Genomic DNA, 291 nt, shown 5'->3' with positions numbered 1-291 from the left:
CACCGACGACGTGGTTGCCAAACTGACCGCTACCCCTTCGGTCACCGAAGGCGGTGCAATCACTTACACCATCACGCTGACCAACAAAGACGGTCTGCCGATCGATAAACACTCGGCCCTGACTTTCACCCTGAGCGACGGCACCACCGTCATTACTGTGCCGGCCAACAGCACCTCGGGCTTCGTCACCGTTACTGCGCCTGACAACGTCTACACCGGTACCAACGACCCAGTGATCAAGTCGATCGCTTCGGTTGATGGCGCTGATGTCGGTCAGTTCGAGAACTTGGT

General features: G+C 57.7%; 1 protein-coding gene. It reads left to right on the top strand.

Annotated features, from left to right (window positions below):
* On the top strand, nucleotides 1-291 hold a 291-nt coding region (locus HU766_RS26060), incomplete at both ends, for an immunoglobulin-like domain-containing protein (protein ID WP_186661881.1).

It is taken from the genome of Pseudomonas sp. SWRI77 (assembly GCF_014269105.1).
Taxonomy (GTDB): Bacteria; Pseudomonadota; Gammaproteobacteria; order Pseudomonadales; family Pseudomonadaceae; genus Aquipseudomonas; species Aquipseudomonas capeferrum.
The sequence above is the reverse complement of the archived record's forward strand: the minus strand, read 5'-3'. Positions and strand labels throughout refer to the sequence as shown.